Annotated in this window: 20 protein-coding genes; 11 read left to right on the forward strand and 9 right to left on the reverse strand. The window is 63.6% G+C overall.

Annotated features, from left to right (window positions below):
* Positions 1-74: 74 nt before the first annotated feature.
* The gene (gene cbiB, locus G6N73_RS02730; protein ID WP_165023038.1) at positions 75-1,046 is read right to left on the reverse strand and encodes an adenosylcobinamide-phosphate synthase CbiB; all 972 of its coding nucleotides are present in this window, start codon (positions 1,044-1,046) and stop codon (positions 75-77) included.
* Between cbiB and cobD the strand changes: the two genes are divergently transcribed.
* Entirely contained in the window at positions 1,045-2,103 is a 1,059-nt protein-coding gene (gene cobD, locus G6N73_RS02735; RefSeq protein WP_165023041.1) for a threonine-phosphate decarboxylase CobD, read from the forward strand. The genes cbiB and cobD overlap by 2 nt on opposite strands.
* Positions 2,103-2,612, forward strand: a complete 510-nt coding sequence (locus G6N73_RS02740; RefSeq protein ID WP_165023044.1) for a tyrosine phosphatase family protein — start codon at positions 2,103-2,105, stop codon at positions 2,610-2,612. Before cobD ends, G6N73_RS02740 begins: the two co-directional genes overlap by 1 nt.
* Positions 2,613-2,630: 18 nt before the next feature.
* On the opposite strand, the gene G6N73_RS02745 is transcribed toward G6N73_RS02740, so the two are convergent.
* Positions 2,631-3,449 (reverse strand): creatininase family protein, encoded by an 819-nt coding sequence (locus G6N73_RS02745; RefSeq protein ID WP_165023047.1) that lies wholly within the window; start codon positions 3,447-3,449, stop codon positions 2,631-2,633.
* Positions 3,450-3,580: 131 nt separating this feature from the next.
* On the opposite strand from G6N73_RS02745, the gene G6N73_RS02750 reads away from it, so the two are divergent.
* Positions 3,581-3,814, forward strand: a complete 234-nt coding sequence (locus G6N73_RS02750; RefSeq protein WP_165023050.1) for a hypothetical protein — start codon at positions 3,581-3,583, stop codon at positions 3,812-3,814.
* Here the strand turns inward: G6N73_RS02750 and G6N73_RS02755 are convergent.
* On the reverse strand, positions 3,811-4,194 hold the full coding sequence (locus tag G6N73_RS02755) for a RidA family protein (protein ID WP_165023053.1): 384 nt from the start codon (positions 4,192-4,194) through the stop codon (positions 3,811-3,813). The genes G6N73_RS02750 and G6N73_RS02755 overlap by 4 nt on opposite strands.
* A 263-nt stretch (positions 4,195-4,457) precedes the next feature.
* Here G6N73_RS02755 and G6N73_RS02760 point away from each other — a divergent pair, with 263 nt between their 5' ends.
* From G6N73_RS02760 to G6N73_RS02790, 7 genes are all read left to right on the forward strand, one after another.
* Positions 4,458-5,462 carry an ABC transporter substrate-binding protein gene (locus tag G6N73_RS02760; RefSeq protein WP_165023056.1) on the forward strand — a complete coding sequence of 335 codons (1,005 nt, stop codon included), beginning with the start codon at positions 4,458-4,460 and terminating at the stop codon, positions 5,460-5,462.
* Positions 5,463-5,478: 16 nt separating this feature from the next.
* Positions 5,479-6,297, forward strand: coding sequence for an ABC transporter ATP-binding protein (locus G6N73_RS02765; RefSeq protein WP_165023059.1), 819 nt, complete (start codon positions 5,479-5,481; stop codon positions 6,295-6,297).
* A complete protein-coding gene (locus tag G6N73_RS02770; RefSeq protein WP_165023062.1) occupies positions 6,284-7,135 on the forward strand; it encodes an ABC transporter permease in 852 nt (283 codons plus the stop codon). Before G6N73_RS02765 ends, G6N73_RS02770 begins: the two co-directional genes overlap by 14 nt.
* Before the next feature lie 145 nt (positions 7,136-7,280).
* The gene (locus G6N73_RS02775; RefSeq protein ID WP_343044537.1) at positions 7,281-8,591 is read left to right on the forward strand and encodes a cytosine deaminase; all 1,311 of its coding nucleotides are present in this window, start codon (positions 7,281-7,283) and stop codon (positions 8,589-8,591) included.
* Positions 8,591-9,994, forward strand: coding sequence for an FAD-binding oxidoreductase (locus G6N73_RS02780; protein WP_165023065.1), 1,404 nt, complete (start codon positions 8,591-8,593; stop codon positions 9,992-9,994). The genes G6N73_RS02775 and G6N73_RS02780 overlap by 1 nt, the downstream gene beginning before the upstream one ends.
* A gap of 4 nt (positions 9,995-9,998) precedes the next feature.
* Positions 9,999-10,580, forward strand: a complete 582-nt coding sequence (locus G6N73_RS02785; protein ID WP_165023068.1) for an NAD(P)H-dependent oxidoreductase — start codon at positions 9,999-10,001, stop codon at positions 10,578-10,580.
* Positions 10,580-11,167, forward strand: coding sequence for an NAD(P)H-dependent oxidoreductase (locus G6N73_RS02790; RefSeq protein WP_165023071.1), 588 nt, complete (start codon positions 10,580-10,582; stop codon positions 11,165-11,167). The genes G6N73_RS02785 and G6N73_RS02790 overlap by 1 nt, the downstream gene beginning before the upstream one ends.
* A 50-nt stretch (positions 11,168-11,217) precedes the next feature.
* Here G6N73_RS02790 and G6N73_RS02795 read toward each other — a convergent pair whose 3' ends face one another.
* Genes G6N73_RS02795 through G6N73_RS02815 form a run of 5 tightly spaced genes read right to left on the reverse strand, consistent with a single transcriptional unit; the run spans position 11,218 to position 18,814 of the window.
* Complete coding sequence (locus G6N73_RS02795; RefSeq protein ID WP_165023074.1) at positions 11,218-13,662, reverse strand: GcvT family protein; 2,445 nt, start codon at positions 13,660-13,662, stop codon at positions 11,218-11,220.
* Entirely contained in the window at positions 13,659-14,840 is a 1,182-nt protein-coding gene (locus G6N73_RS02800; RefSeq protein ID WP_165023077.1) for a pyridoxal phosphate-dependent aminotransferase, read from the reverse strand. The genes G6N73_RS02795 and G6N73_RS02800 overlap by 4 nt, the downstream gene beginning before the upstream one ends.
* Entirely contained in the window at positions 14,833-15,738 is a 906-nt protein-coding gene (locus G6N73_RS02805; RefSeq protein WP_165023080.1) for a homocysteine S-methyltransferase family protein, read from the reverse strand. The genes G6N73_RS02800 and G6N73_RS02805 overlap by 8 nt, the downstream gene beginning before the upstream one ends.
* Positions 15,735-18,185 carry a GcvT family protein gene (locus G6N73_RS02810; protein ID WP_165023082.1) on the reverse strand — a complete coding sequence of 817 codons (2,451 nt, stop codon included), beginning with the start codon at positions 18,183-18,185 and terminating at the stop codon, positions 15,735-15,737. The genes G6N73_RS02805 and G6N73_RS02810 overlap by 4 nt, the downstream gene beginning before the upstream one ends.
* Before the next feature lie 20 nt (positions 18,186-18,205).
* Entirely contained in the window at positions 18,206-18,814 is a 609-nt protein-coding gene (locus G6N73_RS02815) for a helix-turn-helix domain-containing protein (protein ID WP_246251579.1), read from the reverse strand.
* Between the two features lie 150 nt (positions 18,815-18,964).
* Here G6N73_RS02815 and G6N73_RS02820 point away from each other — a divergent pair, with 150 nt between their 5' ends.
* The gene (locus G6N73_RS02820; protein ID WP_165023591.1) at positions 18,965-19,675 is read left to right on the forward strand and encodes a nitroreductase; all 711 of its coding nucleotides are present in this window, start codon (positions 18,965-18,967) and stop codon (positions 19,673-19,675) included.
* A gap of 12 nt (positions 19,676-19,687) precedes the next feature.
* Here the strand turns inward: G6N73_RS02820 and G6N73_RS02825 are convergent, their stop codons facing one another.
* Complete coding sequence (locus G6N73_RS02825; RefSeq protein WP_206078627.1) at positions 19,688-20,074, reverse strand: Rid family detoxifying hydrolase; 387 nt, start codon at positions 20,072-20,074, stop codon at positions 19,688-19,690.
* Between the last annotated feature and the right edge of the window lie 25 nt (positions 20,075-20,099).

A 20,099-nucleotide genomic window follows, 5' to 3' on the forward strand; every position in this document is an offset into this window, starting at 1 on the left:
GAACCATGATCACGAGATTCAGTTCCGCTCAAGCGCAAAAGCTGCAGGAGCTATCGATGCCGTTGCAGGTTGGGCTATCTGGCCAGGAGAATTGCGAGGCTAATTGCGCCGAACAGCGTGATAAGGATGAGGTCGGCGGCCCAGTACAGTTTCAGCGCCTTGCGTATGTCCAATGCGTTTGCTTCCCGCCGGCCGCCTTCGCCCATCGTCGCATCTTCGACAGTGACGCCGCCATAGACCCGCGGGCCTGCCAGAGCGAGGCCGAGCGCGCCGGCCATCGCCGCTTCCGGCCAGCCGGCGTTTGGCGAGCGGTGCTTTTTCGCATCGCGCCACACGGTCCGCCATGCCGATGCCCCATTGGCGCCCGGTATGAAAAACGCGGCGACAATGACCAGCAGCGCGGTGAGGCGCGAGGCCGGCAGATTGATGAGGTCGTCGAAGCGCGCCGCCGCCCAGCCGAACGCTTCGTGGCGGGGCGTGCGGTGGCCAATCATCGAATCGGCAGTGTTGGCGGCCTTGTAGCCGACGCCGCCCGCCAGCCCGCCGAGAGCCAGCCAGAACGCCGGCGCAACGATGCCGTCGGAAAAATTCTCGGCCAGGCTTTCGATGGCGGCGCGGCTGACGCCTGCTTGGTCGAGGCGCTCTGGATCGCGGCCGACGATGCGCGACACGGCGGTTCGTCCGGCAGCCAGTCCGCCCTGGTCGAGCGCATCGGCAACGGCGCTGACGTGGCTGGCGAGACTTCTTTGCGCAAGCAGGCTGCTGGCCAGGATGGCGGTCATAAGGATGCCGAACAGGCCTGCTCCAAGGGCTGTTTGAATGCCGTAAGCCAGTCCAGCCGGGACACCGACCAGCACCACCAGCGCTATGCAGCCCGAAAAGCGGCGGAAACTGTCGGAGGCAGCGGCGCGGTTCAGCTTGCGATCGAGGAAAGAGATAAGGTTGCCGATCCAGATCACCGGATGGCCGATTGCGCGCACGAGACGGTCGGGGTAACCGATGGCGAGTTCGACGAGAAACGACAGGAAGGCGGTAAGAACGAACATGGCGCTTCTGGAAAGGGAGAAAGGGACGGCAGTTACCGATCACGGCGGAAGCCTTGGCCGGGCGCGTGCGCTTTTTCCGCAAGCGCCGGAGCCTTGGGTGGATCTTTCGACCGGGATCAATCCGCACTCCTATCCGCTTTTCGAGCTGCCCGCCACCGCCTTGTCGCGGTTGCCCGAACCGGCGCGTGTCCATGAACTCAACGCGATCGCAGCCGCCGCTTACGGAGTTCCCTCAGCGCTAAACATGGCCGCCGCGCCGGGTACGCAGATATTGCTGCCGCGCGTGGCGGCGCTGGTCGAGCCGGGCAGGGCGTTGGTGCTCGGGCCGACCTATGCGGAGCATGCCCGCGCAGCCACAATCGCCGGTCACGACGTGAGTGAGGTCGCCGATGTCTCGGCGCTTGCCGATGCTGACCTCGCCATCATCGTCAATCCGAACAATCCTGACGGGCGGCTGGTAGAGCGCGAAACGCTGCTCGAACTGGCGCGTGCGCTGCATGCCAAAGGCGGGCTGCTGGTCGTCGACGAAGCCTTCATGGATGTCGGGCCGCGCGAGCACAGCGTCGCACGCGATACCGGGCAGGGCGGCTTGATCGTGCTCAAATCCTTCGGCAAGTTCTTCGGGCTCGCCGGTCTGCGGCTGGGTTTCGCCATCGCGGCGGAACCTGTCGCGCAGCGCCTGGAGGCGGAATTCGGGCCGTGGGCGGTGGCGGGGCCGGCGCTGGAGTACGGCGTCAAGGCGCTCGGAGATCACATTTGGCAGAACGAAATGCGCGAGCGGCTGCAGGGCGAGACGGCACGGCTCGATGCGCTGCTTTTGCGCTTTGATATCCCGGTTCGCGGCGGCACGCCGCTGTTCCGCTATCTTGAAATTCCGCATGCCGCCGGCCTATTTGATTTACTTGGCGAACAGGGCATTCTCGTTCGAAATTTCGCCTGGAGTTCCGCTGCCTTGCGCATCGGACTTCCCGGCGGCGAAGCCGAATGGACAAGGCTGGAGCGGGCTCTGCAAAGCTCGGCGCGGCAGCGCGTTCTGGGCCATAGGAAAGCAATCTGATGATCTACGTCTGTCCATTGTCGAAAGTCGGCGAGACGGTCGCCGCGACCGGCGCGGCTAGGCTGATCTCGCTGCTTGCGGCCGGCACGGAAATGACGCGCCCGGAGACGATCTCGCAACAGGACCACCTCCTGCTTTCCATGCACGACATCATCGAGGCGCAGGAAGGAATGATCCCGCCCGGCGAAATCCACGTGCGGGACATTCTCGATTTCGCCGGCAATTGGGATCGTGCGCGCCCGCTGGTGGTCAATTGCTACGCGGGCATCAGCCGCTCGACGGCGTCAGCTTACATCATCGCCGCGGCACTCTCGCCCAAGCGCGACGAAGCGGAACTCGCCAATACCTTGCGTGCCGTGTCGCCGTCGGCCACGCCTAACGCGCGTTTGATAGCGTTGGCCGACCAGGTTCTCGGACGCGGCGGCCGCATGGTCGAGGCGATCGCGGCGATCGGGCGCGGCGCGGACGCCTTCGAAGGCATACCCTTCGCCCTCAGGATTGACGGCTAGGCAGCCGCGCGTATCGACTCACGCCAGCCAGTCGGCCAGCTTGGCCTTGCGGACATCCCGCATCAGGCGGACGAACCCGTCGGCCTGATGCGCGGCAGTCAAACGGCCCTTTTCCGCCGTGGCGATGGCGGCGTTGCCGACTACTCCGTGCGGGTTCAAATCGCTGGCTATCCAGGCGAAGGCGTGCGTGCCGGTGTGGCGCAAAAGCTCGAACTCCTGCTCGGCGCGGGCGACGCCTGACACGAAATTCTCCGCCTTCGTCATGTCGACCAGATCCGGCCGGAAATGCAGCATCAGCGAGGTCTCGACATCGCCGCCATGGATGCCGTGGCGGTCCTCCAGGTCGGAATACATACCGTCGGGCCGGCCGAAGCGCTGCCAGCTGGTTTTCACCGCCAGCATGCTGAAGCGCACGCGCAATTCGCGCGTGACGATGCCCATGATCTCCTCGTTGCCGCCGTGCGAATTGACCACGACCAGCTTCCTCACGCCGGTTCGCGCCACCGAGGCGCCGAGTTCCGTCCAGGCCTCGATCAGCGTCGCCGCCGGCAGGGTCAGCGTGCCGGGCGCGTGCAGGTGCTCGTTGGATTTGCCGACCGCTTGCACCGGCAGGATGCGCACGTCGAGGTTGGCCGGAAGCCTTTCGATGACCGTGTCCAGCATGCCCTGCATGATGGTTGTGTCGGTCGAAACCGGCAGATGCGGGCCGTGCTGCTCGATCGCGGCCACGGGCAGGACCGCGATCGTTACTTCCGGATCGATGGAGGCGTATTCGGTCGTCGGGAAATCGCCCCACCAGATCCGTCTGTTCTGTTTCGCCACGTCGGACCTCTTCATCGAAACGGAATTGCTCAATCTGAATATTTCAGCACGGCGCATTTTGTAAGAGGGCGCATGCGCGCGCCGGCATTTCCGAATGGGCGTAGCGCCCTATCTAACAGACCGGTCCTTTGCATCGGGAGGCAAGAATGCTGGTCATCTGGCTCGGCGCGCTGCTCTTCGTGATCGGAATCGTACTTCTGGCGGGGCAGGCCATCTGGCATGGGCGCATGAGCGAGCCCGGGCCGGCGGGGCTGGGCTCGCGCAACACCCTCGAGCCAGCGCATCGCGGCGTCCGTTTCATGGGCCTCGGGTCGAACTGGCCGGGTCTTCTTCTGGTCGCGCTTGGTGCAATCCTGCTGCTATTCGGCGGCTATTTCTAGCCAGCCGCGATCACTTCGATCTCGACCTTGAATTCCGGCCGCGCGAAGCCGGAGACGATCATCAGCGTCGAGGCCGGGGCGGGATCGGCGAACAATTTGTCGCGCACCTCCATATAGGCCCTGAGATAGGCGCGGTCGGTGACGTAGGCGTTGATCCGGACGATGTCCGGTAGATCAAGGCCCGCCTCGCCGAGAATGGCGGCGATGTTTGCGAAACAGAGGTTCGCCTGCTCGCCCGGATCGTCCGGCACCAGGTCGTCCGGTCTGATCCCGAGTTGCCCGGAACACAGGACCAGCCGTTTTCCCGCCGGCACTTCGACACCGTGGCTGTAGCGGGCAAAGGGCGGCTTGATCGTCTTGGGCGTCAGGAACTTGAACATTGCTCGCTCTCCAAAATTCAAGCCTAAAGCCCAACCGTGCATCGCTTCAAGTTGCCTGTGCAGGCGTGGCGCGCAAGATGGACAGCGGTCTAAAAAATGGGCACGATGCGGCCGAGATCAGCAAGCTAGACGCTCCGGTCCCGCTCGAATGCAGCCGCCTGATGCGACGGCTGCGGGGCAAAACCGATGGCACGCGCCTTGCATATCGATCCGTTGGTGTCACAGCCAGGCGCAAAAGCACTGGGCAAACAGGGGTGGTGTTCATGACGAGAAATTTCGCACTTTCCGCAGCCGCAGCCGCGCTTCTTTTAGCCGGCGCGCCGGCAGCCCTCGCCGCAGAGGCTGTCACCTTCGGCACCAACTGGCTCGCCCAGGCGGAGCATGGCGGCTACTACCAGGCCGTCGCCGATGGCACCTATGCCGCCTGCGGCCTCGATGTCACCATTCAGCAGGGCGGCCCGCAGGTTGCCGGCCGTCCGCTGCTGCTCGCCGGCAAGATCGATTTCTACATGGGCGGCAACATGCAGCAGGCGTTTGACGCTGTCGCGCAGAACATTCCGCTCCGCGTCGTCGCCGCCTCCTTCCAGAAGGAGCCGCAGGTCGTGATGTCGCATCCCGGCCAAGGGCTCGACAAATGGGAGGACCTGCCCAAGGCCGAGCAGTACATTATCGCCGACGAGGGCGCACAGAGCTTCCTGCTGTGGATGGCGGAGGAATACGGCTTCGACGTCTCGAAGCGCGTGCCCTACACCTTCAACCCGGCGCCGTTCATAGCCGACCCGAAATCGATCCAGCAGGGCTATGTCACATCCGAGCCTTATGCGGTCGAGAAGGCAGCCGGCTTCGTACCAAACCAGTTCCTGCTCGCCGACTATGGCTATGACACCTATGCGACGACGATCGAGACGATGCAGGAAACGATCGACAAGCGTCCGGAGGTCATCCAGTGCTTCGTCGATGGCTCCGCCAAGGGCTGGTACAACTACCTCTACGGCGACAATAAAGCCGCCAATGAGATGATCAAGAAGGACAATCCCGACATCACCGACGAGCAGATCGCATTCTCGATCGCCCAGATGAAGAAGTTCGGCATCGTCGATTCCGGCGACAGCGAAAAACTCGGCATCGGCGCCATGACCGACGCGCGTATGCAGAGTTTTTACGACAAGATGGTGAAAGCCAAAGTCATGCCGGAAGGCATCGACATCAAGAAGGCCTACACGCTGGACTTCGTCAACAAAGGCGTCGGCCTCGATCTCAAGAAGTGATCCCGGCCGCCGGACGATGCTGCAAACGGCAGACGCGCAAATGCGGGATCTGAACGGGGGCGGGCAACCGCTTCTGGACCTGCGAAACGTGGGCAAGACCTTCTCCAACGGGGTCGCGGCTCTGCGCGACGTTAATCTGACGATCCGGGAGGGCGATTTTCTCAGCCTTCTCGGACCCTCGGGCTGCGGCAAGTCGACGGCGCTCAGGCTGATAGCCGGCCTGTCGACGCCGACCACTGGAGCGCTCGACTGGCACAAAGCGCTGGGCGACGATTGCACCGGCTTTGTTTTCCAGGAGCCGACCCTGCTGCCCTGGGCCAGCGTCTTGGACAATGTCTGGCTGCCGCTCAGGCTGAAGGGCGTCTCGCGCGCGAAGGCCGCGCCGGCAATTTCGGAACTGCTCGAGCGGGTCCATTTGACCGGCTTTGAAAACGCCGTGCCGCGCGAGCTTTCCGGCGGCATGAAGATGCGCGTTTCGATCGCCCGCGCTTTGGTGACAAAACCGCGCCTGCTCCTGATGGACGAGCCTTTCGCCGCACTCGACGAGATCACCCGTTTCAGGCTCAATAGCGACCTTCTGGACCTCTGGCAGGACCAGCGCTTCACTGTCGTCTTCGTCACGCACAGCGTGTTCGAAAGCGTCTTCCTGTCGAACCACATCGTAGTCATGGCCGCCCGTCCGGGCCGCGTATCCGGCGAAATGACGGTCGACGCGGCCTATCCGCGGGACGAGAAGTTCCGCATATCGCCCGAATATGCGGCGTTCTGCCTGCACGCGTCGGAGGCCCTCAATGTGGCGATGAACTCGGCAAGTGAATCCCATGACGGCCAATGAAACCCTGCCTGCGAGGCTCGACCCGGAAGAAGCGAAGCGCGTGCGCCAGGAAAGGCTGGAGCGGATCGGCAGTTGGCTCCTGCCGCTGCTCATCATGCTTGTGGCTATCTGGCTGTGGGACCGCATCTGCGTCTGGAACGAGATCCCGCAATACATTTTGCCGCGGCCACACGTGGTGGCGCAGACGCTTTACACCGATGCTGCGCTGCTGTTCGGCTCCCTTTTGGTGACGCTGAAGATCACCTTCCTCAGCCTGCTGCTTGCCGTGCTCGGCGGCGTCGGGCTTGCGGTGCTGTTCACCCAGTCGAAATGGGTGGAGATGTCGTTCTTTCCCTTCGCTATAGTGCTGCAGGTCACGCCGATCGTGGCGATCTTCCCGCTGATCAACATCTATGTCGACAACCAGACCGCCAAACTGCTCCTCTGCTCGTGGATCGTCGCCTTCTTTCCGATCCTGTCCAACACCACGCTCGGGCTGAACTCGGTCGACCGCAATCTGCGCGATTTGTTCCGCCTCAATGGTGCGACGCGCTGGCAGGAGCTCCGGCATTTGCGCCTGCCGGCCGCGATGCCCTATTTCCTCGGCGGCCTGAAGATCGCCGGCGGCCTGTCGCTGATCGGCGCGGTGGTCGCCGAATTCGTCGCCGGCTCGTCGGGGCAGTCATCCGGCCTTGCCTCGCGCATCATCGAGGCCGGCTACCGGCTCAATGCGCCGCGGCTCTTTGCGGCGCTGATCCTGATTTCGCTGACCGGCATTCTGATTTTCCTGGTGCTTTCGCTGGTCTCGCACCTCATCCTGCGGCGATGGCACGAAAGCGCGCTGAAGCAGGAGCGGTGATGACTTTCCGGAATCGTTTGTGCTGCCCCTCATCCCCCTGCCGGGACCTTCTCCCCGTGAAATACGGGGAGAAGGGGGCTGGCCGCAACGCTGGCGAGTCCCTCTCCCCGTCCTTACGGGGAGAGGGTAAGGGTGAGGGGCAGCGGTGACGCAGATCCAGTTGCCTCTGAGCGGCCCCTACACGCTCATCAACGCCCGCCTGCACGCTTCGCTAACGCCCAGCCTGTCGGCGCCAGCCGACGCTGACGGCTTCATCCTCGCCGACATTTCAGTCACCGATGCCTGCATCGTTGGCATCGCTCCGTCGGGACATCAGCCAACGCCCGACGCCATCGACCTCGCCGGCCGGATCGTCCTGCCCTGCTTCGTCGACTGCCACACCCATATCGACAAGGGGCATATCTGGCCGCGCAAGCCCAATCCCGACGGTTCCTTCCTTGGCGCGCTGAACGCCACCGGCGAGGATCGCGTTGCGCGCTGGAACGCCGACGACGTCTCGCGGCGCATGGATTTCTCGCTGCGCTCGGCCTACGCCCACGGCACCAGCGCTCTCAGAACGCACATCGACAGCGTGCCGCCCCAGGAAGAAATATCCTGGCCGGTGTTCGAGGCGATGCGCGAGCGCTGGCGGGGTCGGATCGAGTTGCAGGGCGTCTGCCTGTTTGGCATAGAGGGCGCGCGCGACGCAAAGTGGTTCGCGGGCCTCGCCAAAAGGGTCGCCGCGGCCGGAGGCGTACTCGGCACGGTCACCTACATGGTTCCCGATCTCGAGCAATTGCTCGACCGCGTTTTCGTAACGGCGATCGAACACGGCCTCGACCTGGATTTCCATGCCGACGAGACGGACAGCATCTCCGCGATATCGCTGAAGAGGATCGCGGAGACTGCCCTTCGGCATCGCTTCGAAGGCAAAATCCTGGTCGGTCATTGCTGCTCGCTGGCGCGCCAGCCCGACGCCGATGTGCTGGATACGCTGGACAAGGTCGCCCGAGCTGGCATCGCGGTCGTGTCGCTGCCCATGTGCAACCTTTATCTGCAGGACCGAAGGCAGGACGGCACGACGCCGCGTTGGCGCGGCGTGACGCTGCTGCATGAGATGCGCGCGCGCGGCATTCCGGCCGCGGTGGCCTCCGACAACACCCGCGACCCGTTCTACGCCTATGGTGATCTCGATATGCTCGAAGTCTACCGGATGGCGACGCGCATCCTGCATTTCGACCATCCAGTCGGCGACTGGCCGAAGACGGTAACGTCGACGCCCGCCGACATCATGCGGTTACACGGGGCCGGAATTCTGGCTCCGGGCGGCCCTGCTGACTTCATCGTATTCAAGGGCAGGAACTGGACGGAAGTGCTGTCGCGGCCCGAATCGGATCGCATCGTGGTCCGCGGCGGCAGGGCGATTGCGCGCGACTTGCCAGACTACTCGGAACTCGACGACCTGATGGTGGAATAATGGATATTGCGGCTTTGAAGCGCGACCTCGACGGCCTGAAGATCGAGGACAATGAGAAGATCGTGCAGCAGAAGAGCCGCGATTTCTACTGGTACAGCCCTGTGCTCAAACGCGAACTGGAGCGTGTGACCGGCGACCTGATCGTCTCGCCGAAAAGCGAGGCGGAAGTGATCCGCGTACTCGCCGCCTGCCATCGGCTCGGCATTCCGGTAACGCCGCGCGGCGCCGGTACTGGCAACTACGGCCAGGCCATGCCGCTGTCAGGCGGCGTCGTGCTGTCGCTTGCGGAGATGAACGAGGTGAAGTCGATCGCGCCCGGCCGCGTCGTCTGCGGGCCAGGCGCGATCATCGCCGATATCGACAGGGCGACACGCGCGCATTCCGGCCAGGAGCTGCGCCTTCATCCGTCTACCTACAACACAGCCTCCATCGGCGGCTTCATCGCCGGCGGCTCGGGTGGCGTCGGCTCGATCAATTTCGGCGGCCTGCGCGATTTCGGCAATGTGCTCAGGCTGCGCGTCGTCACCATGGAGGCCGAGCCGCGGGTGCTGGAGCTGACCGGGGAGGACCTGCACAAGGTCACCCATGCCTACGGTACCAACGGCATCATCACCGAAGTCGAGATGCCGCTGACGGCGTCCTACGATTGGGTCGACGTCATCGTCGGCTTCGACAGCTTCATGGAGTCGGCGCGCTACGGCAATGCGCTCGCCTGCCAGGACGGCATACTGACCAAGCTGGTCACGCCAATTGCGGCGCCCGTGCCGTTCGCCTATTTCAAGCGGCATCAGAAGTTCCTCAGAAAAGGCCAGAGCATTTGCGTGGTGATGGTCGCGCCACATGCGCTCGACGCTTTCCTGGCGTTCACCCGGCGGGAGGGCGGCGAGATCGCCTACAGCGCCGCGACCGCGAAACCGGAAGACAAGAAGGGGCTGCCGCCGGCCTACGAGCTTGCCTGGAACCACACGACATTGCGCGCTCTGCGCGTCGATCCTGCGATCACCTATCTGCAGTCGCTCTACCCATTCCCGAACCAACTCGCCCTAGTCGAAAAGATGGACAGGATGTTTCCGGGCGAAGTGTTCTCGCATCTGGAATTCGTGCGCTTCGACGGCAACATCACCTGTTTCGGCCTGCCGCTTGTGAAATTCACCACGGAAGAGCGGCTCGACGAGATCATCCGGCTGCACGAAGAAAATGGTTGCCCGATTTTCAACCCGCACCGCTATACTCTGGAGGAGGGCGGCATGAAGCAGACCGATGCCGTCCAACTCGCCTTCAAGCGCGAGGCCGATCCGCGAGGTCTGCTCAATCCCGGCAAGATGATCGCCTGGGAAAACCCGGACTACGATTACCGTTCGGAGAAGACTTTTCTGTTCAAGGGGCTGCAGAAAGCGGGATAGCCCCATGAACGTCCTCGTGCTTTACACACATCCGGTGGAAACCAGTTTCCACGCTGCGCTGCACCGGCTGATCGTCGAGCGGCTGACCGCCGCCGGCCACCACGTCGATGATTGCGATCTCTACGCGGAGGATTTCGATCCGCGCATGAGCCGCGCCGATCGCCTCGCCTATCACGACGGACGCACGCCGGGCGGGGAGGTCGGCCGCTATGTCGAGCGGTTGCGCCGTGCCGAAGCGCTCGTGCTCGCCTACCCGGTCTGGAACTACGGTTATCCGGCCATGCTGAAAGGCTTTTTCGACCGCGTCTTCCTGCCCGGGGTCTCCTTCACAATGATCGATGGCGAGGCCGTTCCTTCGCTGCACAACATCAGGAAAGTCGTCGCCATAACCACCTATGGCGGCAGCCGGTTCCGGGCGTTCCTGATGGGCGATCCGCCGCGAAAGCTGGTCAACCGGGTGCTGCGCGCCATCGTCAGGCCGGGCGCCCAGGTTTCCTATCTGGCGCATTACTCGATGAACCTCTCGACTGAGAAATCGCGAAAAAATTTCATGGCGAGGGTCGCCGCCAAAATGGGCCGCTTTTGATGCGGGTTCTCGTCGTTTATTGCCATCCGGTCCCGGACAGCTTTTGCGCAGCCGTGCGTGACACAGCGGTCGGGACGCTGACCGCGCGCGGCTGGGATGTGCGGCTGGTCGATCTTTATGCGGAAGGGTTCGACCCGGTGCTGGGCGCCGACGAACGCCGGCATTACCACGACCGCGCTCCAACCGACCCGGCGCTCACGTCGCATATCGACAATCTCAAATGGGCGGAAGCCGTCCTGTTCGTCTACCCGACCTGGTGGTACGGGCTGCCGGCGATGCTGAAAGGCTGGCTCGATCGCGTCTGGGCGACCGATGTCGCGTTCAAGCTGCCGGCTGACGGCGGACGCATCATTTCGCTCGTGCCGCATATCACGCGCATCGGCGTCGTCACCACCTGCGGCGCGACCTGGCTGATCTCCTTCTTTATGGGCCAGCCAGGCCGCAAGACCATCCTGCGCGGCATGCGCGCGCTCTGCGCGAAGGGCTGCCGGACGATGTATCTGGCGCACTACGACATGGATCGCTCGACGAAGCAGACGCGCGCGGCCTATCTGGCGAAGGTGCGACGCAGGCTGGAGAAGTTTTGAAGCGGCGAAGCTGCTCTCTTCTCCCCCGTGAACGGGGAGAAGGGAAAGACCTACGCCCTTACTCGCTCCGCCTTCGGATCGTACATCGGCTTCAGCGACGCCTCGCCCGCAAACCGCTCGCCGGCGATCTCAATTTCATAGACCGAGCCAAGCACATCCGCCTCGCTTTCGCCTCTGCATGGAACATAGCCGAGGCCGATCGCACCGCCGAGATGGTGGCCGTAATTGCCCGAGGTGATCGTGCCGACGATTTTTCCATCGCGCACGATCGCCTCGTTGTGGAAAAGCAGCGGCTCTGGATCGGTCAGCCGAAACTGCACCAGTCGGCGATCGAGCCCTGCTTCCTTCTTGCGCAGCACAGCATTGCGGCCGAGAAAATCGCCCTTGCCGATCTTCACAGCAAAGCCGAGGCCGGCTTCCAGCACATGGTCCTCGTCGGTGATGTCGTGGCCGAAATGGCGGAACGCCTTTTCGATGCGGCAGGACTCCAGCGCATGCAGCCCGCAGAGCTTCAGCCCGAACTCCGCGCCGGCCTCCTCGATCGCCTCGAAGACATGGGCGGCTTGATCGGTCGAGACATAGAGTTCCCAGCCGAGCTCGCCGACATAGGTGACGCGGTGCGCGCGGGCCAGTCCCATGCCGATCTCGATTTCCTGAAACGTCCCGAACGGATTTTTTTCATTGGAGAAATCGTTCGGGCTCACCTTTTGAATCAGGTCTCGCGCGTAAGGCCCCATCAGGCAAAGGACACTTTCCGCCGCCGTCACATCGGTGATGACGACGAATTCGCTGGCTAGATGCTTTCGCAGCCAGGCGAGGTCGCGCTGCAGCGTCGCACCGGGGACAACGGCCAAGAAGGCCGACTCGGAAAGTCGCGAAACTGTAAGGTCGCTCTCGATGCCGCCGCGCGCGTTGAGCATCTGCGTGTAGACGATCCTGCTCGGCTCGACTTCGAGATCGTTGGCGCAGAGCCTTTGCAGGAAGGCCAACGCGTCGCGACCCTCGACGCGGATCTTGCCGAACGAGGTCATGTCGAACAGGCCGACATTGTTGCGAACCGCCAGATGCTCTTCGCGCTGGTTGTCGAACCAGTTCTGCCGCTTCCAGGAATAGCGATACTCGCGCTCCTGGCCTTCGCGGGCGAACCAGTTGGCGCGCTCCCAGCCGGCAACCTCGCCGAACACCGCGCCGCGCGCCTTCAGATGCTCGTGCAGCGGGGAGCGGCGCACGCCGCGGGATGTGACGACCTGCCGGTAGGGGAAATGGTCGGCATAGAGGAGGCCGAGCGTCTCGGAGACGCGCTCCTTCAGATAGCGGCGGTTCTTCTGGAAAGGCTGCGCGCGGCGTATGTCGACCTCCCAGAGGTCGAACGGGGCCTCGCCGTCGTTGATCCACTGCGCCAGCGCCATGCCTGCGCCGCCCGACGAGACGATGCCGATCGAATTGTAGCCCGCCGCCACCCAGTAGCCGCCGAGTTCCGGCGCCTCGCCTAGATAGTACCGATCGTCCGGCGTAAAGCTCTCCGGGCCGTTGAAGAAGGTATGGATGCCGGCCGTGCCCAGCATGGGCATGCGGTTGACGCCCATTTCGAGGATCGGCTCGAAATGGTCCATATCCTCGGGCAACTGGTCGAAGCAGAAATCCTCTCTGATGCCGTCCATGCCCCAGGGCTTCGCCACCGGCTCGAAAGCGCCCAGCATCATCTTGCCGGCGTCCTCCTTGTAGTAGGCGCATTCATCCGGCACACGCAGCACCGGCAGGCGCCAAAGGCCTGGGATCGCTTCGGTGACGAGGTAAAAATGCTCGCAGGCGTGCAGCGGGATGGTCACGCCCGACATTTCGCCGAGTTCGCGCGCCCACATGCCGGCGCAGTTGACCACTACATCGGCTTCTATCGTGCCCTGTTCCTCGCCCTTGGCCCAGGAAACGCCGGTGACGCGGCCGTTCTTCTGGTGGACGGCGGTGACTTTCACGCCCTCGACGATCCTCGCGCCGCGCTGCCGGGCACCCTTCGCCAGAGCCATGGCGATGTTTGCGGGGTCGCACTGGCCGTCGAGCGGCAGATGCACCGCGCCGACCACATCCGAAACGTTGAGATGCGGGTACATCTCCTTGACCTCGCTCGGCGAAATCTCGCGCACATCGACATCGAAGGCGCGGGCGAGAGACGCCTGGCGGTATATTTCATGCTTGCGCTCTTCGGTCAGCGCGACGGTGATCGAGCCGACCTGCCGCATGCCGGTGGCGACGCCGGTCTCGGCTTCGAGCTTGACGTAGAGGTCGGCCGAATACTTTGCCAGCCGCGTCATGTTCTGCGAGCCGCGCAACTGGCCGATCAGGCCCGCCGCATGCCAGGTCGTGCCGCAGGTGAGTTGCTTGCGCTCCAGAAGCACGATGTCGGTCCAGCCGAGCTTGGCCAGGTGATAGGCGACCGAGCAGCCCGAAATGCCGCCGCCGATGATGACGGCGCGAGCCTTTGTGGGCAGGTCACTCATGCGGCTTTGCTTTCGTACGCGCCGACGAAGCGGCGCAGGCGGCCGGCGGCCTCTTTCAAGATTTCCTCGGGCTGGCAAAGGCTGACGCGAAGATGGCCTGCGGCGGCATCGCCGAAGCTCACGCCCGGCATGACGGCCACTTTCTCGGCCTCAAGCAGCGCCCAGGCGAATTTCTCGCAGTCCGGCTCGATGGCGCGGATGTCGAGCATGACATACATGCCGCCCTCCGAGCCGCGCACGGTAACGTTGTTGAGGCCCCGCACCTCGTCGAGGAAGAGGTTGCGGCGCGACGCGTAGCGTTCGGCGATCTCCTTCACGCCATAGGCATTGTCGAAGGCCTCGACCGCGGCGCGGCTGATGAAGTCCGGCAGGCCGTATGTGGTGACAAGGTTGAGGCTGATGAGCAGCGTGACGAGATCGGCCGGCGCCGTCAGCCAGCCGATGCGCCAGCCGGTCATGCCGTGGCTTTTCGACATGGAGTTGATGACCAGAGTGCGCTCGACCATCCCAGGCAGGGCGCGCGGTGAAACATGCTCGCCGCCGCCGAGCGTCCAGTAGACCTCGTCGGAAAGCAGCCATAGATCTTGCTCCCGGCAGATTTTTGCTATGTCTTCCAGGCATTGCCGCGAATAGACGGCGCCGGTCGGGTTGTTCGGCGTGTTGATCAGGATAGCGCGCGTGCTGGGCCGCACCGCCTTCAGAATGTCCTCGGCGCGCGGCTGAAAGCCGTCCTCGGCGCGGGTCTCGACGACGGTGAAATCCGCGCCCGCCGCCCGGAACGTGCCGGGATATGTCGCGTAGTAAGGCGCAACCACAATCGCATGCTGGCCGGGGTCGAGCACGGCCTGGACCGCCGCGTAGAGCGCCGCCTGTCCGCCCGGCGTGGCGATGATCTCGTTGGAAGTGGTCGCCACGCCGGTGCATTGGGTCGAGATCTTAGCCATCGCCTCGCGCAGGCGCGGAATGCCCGGAAGCTGGGTGTAATGGTGGTGGCCGGCGCGCAGCGCAGCGATGCAGGCTTCGACGGTCTCGCTGGGCGAGTCGAAATCATGATCGCCGACCGAAAGCATGATGATGTTCTCGCCGGCCTGCTTGCGGTTCATGGCCGCGAAATGGATCTCCCAACCGTCCTTGCCGGAAGGCACGATGCCGGAAATGCGATCCGAAGGTTTAGGCATCGAATGCTCCGACGATCTCGATGTTGTTGTTGTGCAGACTGTCGCGCAGGGACGCGATATGCGCGGGACCGACTTCACAGCAGCCGCCGACGATGGCCGCCCCGGCCTTTGCCCATCCGAGCGCGAATTCCGCATAGGCAGGCCCGTCGAGATCGTGGCGTGCATGAAGTACGTCGACGGTCCCGCCATGCTTCAGGGCATCGACCGAGGTGAATCCATTGGCATAGGCGCCGACTTTTCCGCCGAGCGCGGTGAGTTCGGGCAGTGCGGCGTCCGCAACTTCGGGCCGGCAGCAGTTTATCAGTCGCGCCGCCACCGGCAGGTCGCCGAGGGCAACGGAGGCCGCTGCAAGCGTCTCGCCGCTCCGCAGCCGGGGAGCGCCATGGTCGGCGAGGGTCCATGACACCCAGACAGGTTTACCGCTTTCGACGGCCGCGGTGACCGCGGCGCGCGCCTCTTCGGCGGAAGCCATGGTCTCGCACAGGAACAGGTCCACGTGATCGGCTTCCTCGGCGACGATCCGACGATAGATATCGAGGGTTTCATCGAACGAGATGGTTAGTTCCGGATGGTAGCTGCCGAAAAGCGGTGGCAGGCAGCCGGCGATCGCCGCGTCGCCCGCCCCGTCGCGGGCAGCCTTCGCAAGATCGATCGCGCGCTTCTGCAACGGTTCGAACATGTCGGCAACGCCCTCGCGGGCGAGGCGTTCAGGCGTCGCCGAATAGGTGTTGAGCGTGATGACGCGGGCTCCGGCGCGAATGAACTCGGCGTGAAGGTCACGCACGATGTCAGGCTCGTCCATCAGCACCCTGGCCGACCACAACGGCGTCGGCGGCGCCTTGGACCGGCGCAGCAGCTCCTGGCCCATGCCGCCATCCGTCAGGACTATCTTGGTCATGCGCGAAGCCTTTCATTTCTCGGATCCCACAGCGGCTGGTCTTCCTGAACGACCGCAGGGAAATTCTCGCCGAAAATCTCGACCTCGACCGTCGTCCCCGGCACCGCCAGGTCGGCGCGGATCATGCCGAGCGCAATCGATTTGTCCACCCTGTGGCCGAAGCCTCCCGACGTGGTCTCGCCGACGATCTTTCCGTCGTGCCAGAGCGTCGACATGTAGGGAGCGTCGCAATCGCCGGCTTCCACCACCAGCGTCACGAAGCGTTTCTTCACCCCCTGCTGCTTCTCGTTCTGCAGCGCCGCCTTGCCCTTGAAGTCCGGCTTGTCCCATCTGACGAAGCGCTCCAGCCCGCCTTGCAGGATGGTGTAGTCGGTGGAAAGGTCCTGCTTCCAGGCGCGGTAGCCCTTCTCCAGGCGGAGCGAATCCAGCGCGAACATGCCGAACGGTATCAGCCCATGCTTCTGGCCGGCGGCCCAGACGGCATCGAAGACCTCTGGTGTGTCTTCAATCTTGGTGTGGAGTTCCCAGCCCAACTCGCCGGCGAAGGAAATGCGGACGAATTGGAGCCAGCGTCCTTCTATCTGGCAGGACTGGTGCGACAACCATGGCAGCGTGAGGTCGGCGTCAGTCACCTCGGCCAGGATCTTTCGCGCATTCGGCCCCGAGAGGATCTGGCAGGCGAAGGCGTTGGTCGAATTTTGCAGCGTGATTTGAGTCCCTTGCGGCAAATGCTTCTGAAGCCACTCGAAATCGTGCAGTTCCGCAACCGAAGCGGTGATGAGGAAGAAGAAGTCCTCGTCGAGCGCCATGATCGACATTTCGGTGACGATACGGCCCTTGTCGTCGGCGAAATAGCCGAGCCCGATCTTGCCTGGTTTCGGGACGATGCCGGTGATCAGCGTCGACAGCCAGTCGCGCGCGCCGGGGCCTTGCAGCCGGTAGCGCGAAAAGCCGGGCAGGTCCAGAATGCCGGCCGCGTCGCGTACCGCCAGGCATTCCTCGCGAATGCGTTTCTGCCACGGCCCGTCGCGCGTGAAGGTCTGGGTGGATTCCTCGGAGGTGCCGTCGCCGGGCTTTGCGAACCACGTGGCGCGCTCCCAGCCATTATAGGCGTTGAACTGCGCGCCGAGCGCCGCGATCCGGCCATGGATCGGCGACAGCTTCTTGCCGCGCTCCGCCGGCCAGGCATGGCGTGGAAAGTGGATCGCATATTCGTGACCGTAGACTTCCATGCCCTTGGCCACGCAGTATTCCGGATCGGAGGCGAAGGCGGTGAAGCGGCGCGGGTCGCAGGACCACATGTCCCACTCGGTCTGGCCCTCCGTCACCCATTCGGCCAGCACCTTGCCGGCGCCGCCCGCCTGCGCGATGCCGAAGGTGAAGACGCAGGCCTCGAAGGCGTTGGGCACGCCGGGCATCGGTCCGATCAGCGGATTGCCGTCCGGCGCGTAGGGGATCGGCCCGTTGATCACCTTGGAGAGGCCTGCCGTGCCGAGGATCGGCACGCGTGCGATGGCGTCGTTCAGATACCATTCCAGCCGCTCCAGATCGTCCGGGAAAAGCTGGAAGGAAAAATCCTCCGGCATCGGGTCGTTGTGGGCCGCCCAATGCGCGCGGCAATTCTTCTCGTAGGGCCCGAGATTCATGCCGTTCTTTTCCTGGCGCAAATAGTAGGAGGTATCGACGTCGCGCAGCAGCGGCAGTTTCTTACCGTGCTCCTTCGACCAGGCCGCCAGCTCCGGGATTTCGTCGAAGAGAATATACTGGTGGCTCATCACCATCATCGGCACGTCGCGGCCGAACATCTTTCCGACTTCGCGTGCGCGGTAGCCGGCTGCGTTGACCACGTATTCGCACCGAATCTCACCTTTCGGCGTCTCGATCACCCACTCGCCGTTCTCGCGCCGCACGCCGCTGACCGGACAGAAGCGGACGATCTTCGCGCCCTTATCGCGCGCGCCCGTGGCCAAGGCCTGGGTCAGCTGCGCGGGGTCGATGTCGCCGTCGCTCGGATCGTAGAGCGCGCCCTGAAGCTCGTGCGTCTCGATGAATGGATAGCGGCCTTTGATGTCGTCGACGCCGACAACGTCGATATCCATGCCTTGGTATCGCCCCATACCCTTCACGCGCTGGAATTCGCGCATCCGCTCCTTCGTATGCGCCAGCCGCAGAGAGCCGGTGACGTGATAGTTCATGGGATAGTCGACTTCCGCCGCCAGCCCGCGATAGAGCCCGGCCGAGTAGCGCTGCATGTTCATCAACGACCAGGACGACGAGAAGGTCGGCACGTTGCCGGCGGCATGCCAGGTCGAGCCGGAGGTCAGCTCGCTTTTCTCCAAAAGCACGCAGTCGGTCCAGCCGGCCTTAGCGAGATGGTAGAGCGACGAAACGCCGACCGCGCCGCCGCCGATGATCACCACGCGCGCCGTCGATGGAATTTCAGCCATTTCTCTCTCCCGCACTTCAATCAATAGACCGGCGGCGAAACCACCCAGATAACCACAGCCGGGTCCGCGCCCGGATTGCGCCAGCGGAACGGCTTGTTAGCGAAGCGGAAGCTGTCGCCTTCGCCAAGCCGGTGCCAGGTTCCGGCAATCTCCAGGTCGAATGTGCCCGAAACCACGTAGCCCGCTTCTTCGGTGGGTCGGTTGGCGGCCACCTTCAGTTCCGCACCCGGCGCGAACTCCGAGCGCAACACCTCGAAACTACCGCCGAGATCGGGCGACAGAAGTTCCTCCACCAGTCCGGATTCGGCTGTGCCAAGCGAGCGGCGGCAGCCCGCGCGCACGATCACGCCGCGCTCGCGGTCGTCGGGAGTATCATGGGCGAAGAACAAGCTGACGGGAACGCCGAACAGTTCGGCAAAGGCGCGCAGGTCGGCGAGCGAGGGCGCAGAGAGACCGCGCTCCACTTGGCTCAGCCAGCCGACCGAGCGGCCGAGCTTCAGCGCAATCTCGGCGAGCGTCAGGCGGCGTGCCTTGCGCAGCGCGCGGATATCCGCGGCAAGCCTCGTGTCGGAAAGCGCCGTCCGTCGCTCTTCCAGTTCCTTCCGGTTCTCTGCCTGCACAGCGCTCATGAAAATCCCTCCGGAAATTTCATGAGCCACACCTAGTTGAAATTTTCAAGAGATATTTCACGCGATGCAGGTATTGCTTGCGAGACGCGCGGGTCTGGTGCAAATCCGGCGCGGAAATCCTATGTGAGCCGCATTGTGAGGGGACAATCCATGCTGGCGCCGGAAAACAGAACTTTGGACCTGGACGAAACTGCGATCGTCGACGAGGCGATCACCTCGCGCCGGTCCGTGCGCGCCTTCCTGCCGGACCCGGTCGACGAGGCGACGATCCGCGCCATTCTGGAGGTTGCCGCGCGCGCGCCGTCGGGCACCAATATGCAGCCATGGCGCGTCTATGTGACCACCGGTGAGACGAAGGCGCGCATCGCCGACGCAATCCTCAATTCCGGCATTCGCGCCGAAAAGGCCAAGTGGGACGAGTACAAATACTATCCCGAGCAATTCTTCGAACCCTATTACGGCCGCCGCCGTGCAGTCGGCTTTGCGCTTTACGGCCATCTCGGTATCGGCAAGCGCGATGTCGACCAGATGCGCGCCCAGCACGACCGCAATTTCACTTTCTTCGACGCGCCGGTCGGCATGATCTTCACCATCGACCGCCGCCTCAACCAGGGCTCGTGGATCGACTACGGCATGTTCCTGCAGAACATCATGGTCGCCGCGCGGGGCAGGGGCCTGCACACCTGCCCGCAGGCGGCGTTCGCCCCCTATCACAACCAGATAAGGCCGGTGCTCGGCATTCCCGACGAGGAGATCGTCGTCTGCGGCATGGCGCTGGGCTACGAGGACGCCACCAAGCCGGAAAACGATCTGCGGACGGAGCGGGCGCCGCAGGAGGAGTGGGTGAAGTTCAGCAGGTGAGTCGACCGCTGCTCAGCGGTTTCCCGAATACGCGCAGCATTCGAGTTCCACCTGCGCGCCAAGGGCGAGGCCGTTGGTTCCGAATGCCGAACGCGCTGGCAGCCGATCCGGATCGAAATACGTGATATAGATGCGGTTGAACTCGGCCCATCTCGACATATCGGCCAGCATGACCGTGCACTTAAACACGTCCGCAAAGGTCAAGCCGTTTTCCTTCAATACGGCGCCGATATTCTCCATTGTCTGCCGCGTTTCCGCTACGATGCCGCCGGGCACAAGTTCCAGCTTTCCCGGAACATTGCCGAGCGCGCCGGACAGGTAGAGAATATCGCCTACGCGCACAGCTTGGCTGAACGGCAGCTTGGCGGCTTTGGCGGCTCGTGAGTTGATGAATTCCATCGCTGTTCCCTCTCTCACTGCTTGT

Origin of the sequence: Allomesorhizobium camelthorni (assembly GCF_011045125.1) — a bacterium.
Lineage (GTDB): Bacteria > Pseudomonadota > Alphaproteobacteria > Rhizobiales > Rhizobiaceae > Allomesorhizobium > Allomesorhizobium camelthorni.

Bases quoted from the DNA above. Each gene is read 5' to 3' on its own strand.
- cobD (WP_165023041.1), top strand. From the start codon at position 1,045: ATGGCGCTTCTGGAAAGGGAGAAAGGGACGGCAGTTACCGATCACGGC.
- cbiB (WP_165023038.1), bottom strand. From the start codon at position 1,046: ATGTTCGTTCTTACCGCCTTCCTGTCGTTTCTCGTCGAACTCGCCATC.
- G6N73_RS02740 (WP_165023044.1), top strand. From the start codon at position 2,103: ATGATCTACGTCTGTCCATTGTCGAAAGTCGGCGAGACGGTCGCCGCG.
- G6N73_RS02745 (WP_165023047.1), bottom strand. From the start codon at position 3,449: ATGAAGAGGTCCGACGTGGCGAAACAGAACAGACGGATCTGGTGGGGC.
- G6N73_RS02750 (WP_165023050.1), top strand. From the start codon at position 3,581: ATGCTGGTCATCTGGCTCGGCGCGCTGCTCTTCGTGATCGGAATCGTA.
- G6N73_RS02755 (WP_165023053.1), bottom strand. From the start codon at position 4,194: ATGTTCAAGTTCCTGACGCCCAAGACGATCAAGCCGCCCTTTGCCCGC.
- G6N73_RS02760 (WP_165023056.1), top strand. From the start codon at position 4,458: ATGACGAGAAATTTCGCACTTTCCGCAGCCGCAGCCGCGCTTCTTTTA.
- G6N73_RS02765 (WP_165023059.1), top strand. From the start codon at position 5,479: ATGCTGCAAACGGCAGACGCGCAAATGCGGGATCTGAACGGGGGCGGG.
- G6N73_RS02770 (WP_165023062.1), top strand. From the start codon at position 6,284: ATGACGGCCAATGAAACCCTGCCTGCGAGGCTCGACCCGGAAGAAGCG.
- G6N73_RS02780 (WP_165023065.1), top strand. From the start codon at position 8,591: ATGGATATTGCGGCTTTGAAGCGCGACCTCGACGGCCTGAAGATCGAG.
- G6N73_RS02785 (WP_165023068.1), top strand. From the start codon at position 9,999: ATGAACGTCCTCGTGCTTTACACACATCCGGTGGAAACCAGTTTCCAC.
- G6N73_RS02790 (WP_165023071.1), top strand. From the start codon at position 10,580: ATGCGGGTTCTCGTCGTTTATTGCCATCCGGTCCCGGACAGCTTTTGC.
- G6N73_RS02795 (WP_165023074.1), bottom strand. From the start codon at position 13,662: ATGAGTGACCTGCCCACAAAGGCTCGCGCCGTCATCATCGGCGGCGGC.
- G6N73_RS02800 (WP_165023077.1), bottom strand. From the start codon at position 14,840: ATGCCTAAACCTTCGGATCGCATTTCCGGCATCGTGCCTTCCGGCAAG.
- G6N73_RS02805 (WP_165023080.1), bottom strand. From the start codon at position 15,738: ATGACCAAGATAGTCCTGACGGATGGCGGCATGGGCCAGGAGCTGCTG.
- G6N73_RS02810 (WP_165023082.1), bottom strand. From the start codon at position 18,185: ATGGCTGAAATTCCATCGACGGCGCGCGTGGTGATCATCGGCGGCGGC.
- G6N73_RS02815 (WP_246251579.1), bottom strand. From the start codon at position 18,814: ATGAGCGCTGTGCAGGCAGAGAACCGGAAGGAACTGGAAGAGCGACGG.
- G6N73_RS02820 (WP_165023591.1), top strand. From the start codon at position 18,965: ATGCTGGCGCCGGAAAACAGAACTTTGGACCTGGACGAAACTGCGATC.
- G6N73_RS02825 (WP_206078627.1), bottom strand. From the start codon at position 20,074: ATGGAATTCATCAACTCACGAGCCGCCAAAGCCGCCAAGCTGCCGTTC.